Source organism: Methanoculleus sp. UBA413, from assembly GCF_002502935.1.
Taxonomy (GTDB): Archaea; Halobacteriota; Methanomicrobia; order Methanomicrobiales; family Methanoculleaceae; genus Methanoculleus; species Methanoculleus bourgensis.
In genome coordinates this window covers 7945-11318 of the sequence record NZ_DAQR01000053.1, presented here as the reverse complement: position 1 = coordinate 11318, position 3374 = coordinate 7945, and the positions used below count along the sequence as shown (strand labels likewise).

The window sequence follows — 3374 nt, the reverse complement described above, 5'->3', positions numbered from 1 at the left end:
TCGCGCACGTAGCGCTGGTCGCGCTTTGGATAGACGTCCTTTAAGTGATTGTAGAGTATGCCGGGGTAGGTCATGTCCCAGGGGGTATCCTCGGGGAACCGGAACTCGCATATCACTTCAGCGGCAGGCGGGTTTACGTATTTTCGTACCGTCGTCATGTTCTTCTCCCTCACCGGGGTGTGGATAGAGGGAGACTACATTAAGGTGACTCCTCCCCGGCTGGGGATCACCACCATGCTTTATCTGTCGGAGCTGCCACTCCGGTGCGATGGGCGAGACGTTCCGCCAGGTGGTCCACCTGCTCATGGGGCTCCTCGGCGCCGCGGTCATTCTCCGCCTGGACGATCAGGAGGCTCTCGTATTCGTGAGCGCGGTGCTCGTCGTGCTCTTCCTCCTCTGCGACGCCTTCACTCGCGGCTACGATCTCCCGGTCCTCTCCGGGGTGATGGACGAGGCCGAGCGACGGGGCAAGGTGCCGCTCAAAGGCGGTATCGCCTACGCTATCGGCGCTCTCTTCTGCCTGGCGGTCTTTGGGAGGGAGTACACCGCGGTCGGCCTCGTCACACTCGGTCTGCTCGACAGTGTCTCGACCATCGCCGGACTGCGGTTTGGGAGGCACACCATCCGGGGTAGTAAGTCGCTTGAGGGGACCCTCACCGGGGCGGTCGCGGCCGCCCTGGCGCTGATCTTTCTGGTGCCATGGTGGGCGGCCGTGGTTGTGGCGGGCGTCGCGGGCGTCGTCGAGGCCTACTCCCCGCTCGACGACAACGTGGCTATCCAGGTTGCTGTCTGCCTGACTCTTGCTCTTATGGGAGTTGTCGTGACGGTATTCTGACGGGAGGGGTCAGTGGTGGACGCCCCGCCGCTTGAGTTCTTCCGACTTCTTCTTCGAGCACGCTTCGCAACGGAATTCGGGCGCAGGGTCGTTGGTCCTGTCGTAGTCCTTCGTCATGACGAGGCGGTAGCCCCGGGCAATCGCGCTGCAGTCCGCGCACCTGACCTCTTCCCTGACCTCCCATCTGGCGGGGGTGGCGAGCGTCCGGGAGGTGAAGATGAACCGGTCGACCCAGAAGAAGATGAGACCGCCAATGAGGTTTGCGATGACTGTGGCGGTGAGCGCTCCGAGGCCCGCGAGCAGGTAGAGCACGGCGGCGAGGATCGGCGTCGAGAGCTGCCACCGGATGAGGTAAAGGCCGTAGCGCTTAATATTTGCGTCCACGAATAAAATTCGTTGATACCTGCCATAAAACTGGTGCCGGCACCAGGCAGACCCCACCCTCCCGGGCACCCGGGGAAGTGGGATCGGCTGAGCCGGGAGCCGTTATCCCGGAAATTGTCAGGAGAGCACCAGGATCCGGCGGGTCAGGCTCTTGTGCACCCGCTGCTCGTGCGCCTGCAGGACGGTGAAGTGGCGGGCGGCGATATCGGTGATGTCGCGGTGCGTGACGATGACCGCGCGCCTCCCGGGCCTGAGGATACGACGGATCTCGGCGAGCGAGCCTTCGTAGAGATCGTCCATGCTCTCCGCGCGGATCCGGACCGACTGACCGTAGGGGAGGTCGGTCACGACCGCATCGAGGGTGTGGTCGCAGATCGGGACCGCTGTGGCGTCGGCGATCATCACGTCCGACCCCGGGAGGTTCTGCCGGTAGCCGGCGACCATCGCGGGGTCAAAGTCGCTCCCGAGAATCCGGATGCCAATCTCCCGGGCCTCAAGGAGGATCCCGCCGGTGCCGCAGAAGGGGTCAAAGACCCGTTCCCCGGGCTGGATCAGGGAGAGGTTCACGAGCGCCCGGGCCATCCGGGGCATCATCACGCCGGGGTGGAAGAACGGCCGGCGCATGGGGTTTCGGAAATCAAACCCTCCCCGGTCGATCCGAAAGAGAACGCGGCCGAAGTAGCAGCGGTCCTCCGACGCGACCGCACGGTACTCTTCCACGGGCCTCCGGAGCGAGACCGGGCCGGTGATCAGGCTCCCGATCAGCCGTTCCAGGTCGAGTTGCGGGGCCTCCATCCGGCACCCCTGGACCTTCTTTACCCTTCCGGCGAACGGTTTTGTGGTTGTGATGGCGAGGTCGGCGAGGAGGGCCGCGAACGCCTCCATCGAGGGCTCGCACTCCCCGAGATACTCCATCACCACATGCGTCAGGGCAAGGCGCCCGGCGATCTGGGGATCCGGGCACTCGGCAACCGCTACCTGGGCACGGGTATCGAGAACCCTCCCTACACACTCCAGTTCCGCGACCGGGAGGTCGGGGTGCTCGCCGGAGAGTTCGAAGAGCAGTTTCATCCCCATGGTATTGGCCCGGTATGGCGATAAAACGCGTGCTCGACCACGCCCGGGATCCCGGTCCTCTCAGGTTCGCATCGCCCCTGGGGCTGCAACCACACCTGGTGGTGCCCGGAGCCTGGATTACAGGGGGAGCCGGGGGGATTTCATTTTTGCAGTTCTTCGCATGGCTTCATGCGAGTTCCATGCATTATTGTGAGGCCTATTAGCGCTACCTGTAGTCTCCCTCTTGTGCGATCGCTTTTAGGATTTTATTCTACTAGCGGATCATTGCATCTAATATTTCCATGCGGACATCGCCTCGCCCTTCGCGAGAGACCGTAGCACCTCCCTATACCGAAATCCCACGCGAAGCCGCGAAGGGCGCGAAGGGCGCGAAGGGCGCGAAGGGCAAGAAACGGGAAAACTTCGCGGCTTCGCGCTCTTCGCGTGCGGTGGCGATCTGCATCAGGACCCGCAAAATAAGGTGAAATGCTCCACTAGGATCCAGAATTATGTCCGAAGGTGAATATACCTCTGTTAGGATACAGCTTCTCGGTGATAAGATCAGAAATTTGGCGGCAAATCATGGGATTCGACGACGGTTTTGGGAGAAAGCCAATATTTAAAGGTTAAATAAACTTTAACATTAGTTTCACTCCATACTAATTTCAAAAGCTATTAATAGCAATACTTATTTCATACCAGTGAGCTAAGATTGTCAATATGCAGCTGCCACGAGGTCAGTTCCATCGTCTCATCAAGTCCACGACATCCCGTGCCCTGATAGAAGAGATGGGCTCAAAACGGTTTACCGGGATCTGCACGATCCTCCTTGGCAACAAGAGTGCTGTCCTGGTACTCAACGAAGGTCAGGTGGTGCTTGCCGAATATGGGGGGATTAAGGGGCAGCAAGCACTTGAAAAGATCCATGACGGCGAAGAGGGCGAAGCAGCGGCAGAATTGAATCTCCTGACACCCGATCAGATACAGCTCGCCCTGGAATTTAACCAGTCGTTCGCGATCGGAAACCAAACGGACTCCTCGCCGCGTAAGGCAGCCTCTGGAGGTGCGAAGCCGTCCGCCGGCCCGGGGAAGACCGGTG

At 60.8% G+C, this 3374-nt stretch carries 3 protein-coding genes and 1 pseudogene; 2 read left to right on the top strand and 2 right to left on the bottom strand.

What is annotated here, in order from left to right; all coding sequences use genetic code 11:
* Positions 1–268: 268 nt before the first annotated feature.
* The gene (locus BP858_RS03970) at positions 269–835 is read left to right on the top strand and encodes a diacylglycerol/polyprenol kinase family protein (RefSeq protein WP_014867723.1); all 567 of its coding nucleotides are present in this window, start codon (positions 269–271) and stop codon (positions 833–835) included.
* Between the two features lie 9 nt (positions 836–844).
* On the opposite strand, the gene BP858_RS03965 is transcribed toward BP858_RS03970, so the two are convergent.
* Both BP858_RS03965 and BP858_RS03960 read right to left on the bottom strand, forming a co-directional pair.
* On the bottom strand, positions 845–1219 hold the full coding sequence (locus tag BP858_RS03965; protein ID WP_048104758.1) for a hypothetical protein: 375 nt from the start codon (positions 1217–1219) through the stop codon (positions 845–847).
* 117 nt (positions 1220–1336) lie between these two features.
* Positions 1337–2290, bottom strand: a complete 954-nt coding sequence (locus BP858_RS03960) for a methyltransferase domain-containing protein (protein WP_286878902.1) — start codon at positions 2288–2290, stop codon at positions 1337–1339.
* A gap of 705 nt (positions 2291–2995) precedes the next feature.
* On the opposite strand from BP858_RS03960, the pseudogene BP858_RS03955 reads away from it, so the two are divergent.
* Positions 2996–3374, top strand: a pseudogene (locus tag BP858_RS03955) (hypothetical protein); the annotation flags it as partial.

Bases quoted from the DNA above. Each gene is read 5' to 3' on its own strand.
- BP858_RS03960 (WP_286878902.1), bottom strand. From the start codon at position 2,290: ATGAAACTGCTCTTCGAACTCTCCGGCGAGCACCCCGACCTCCCGGTC.
- BP858_RS03970 (WP_014867723.1), top strand. From the start codon at position 269: ATGGGCGAGACGTTCCGCCAGGTGGTCCACCTGCTCATGGGGCTCCTC.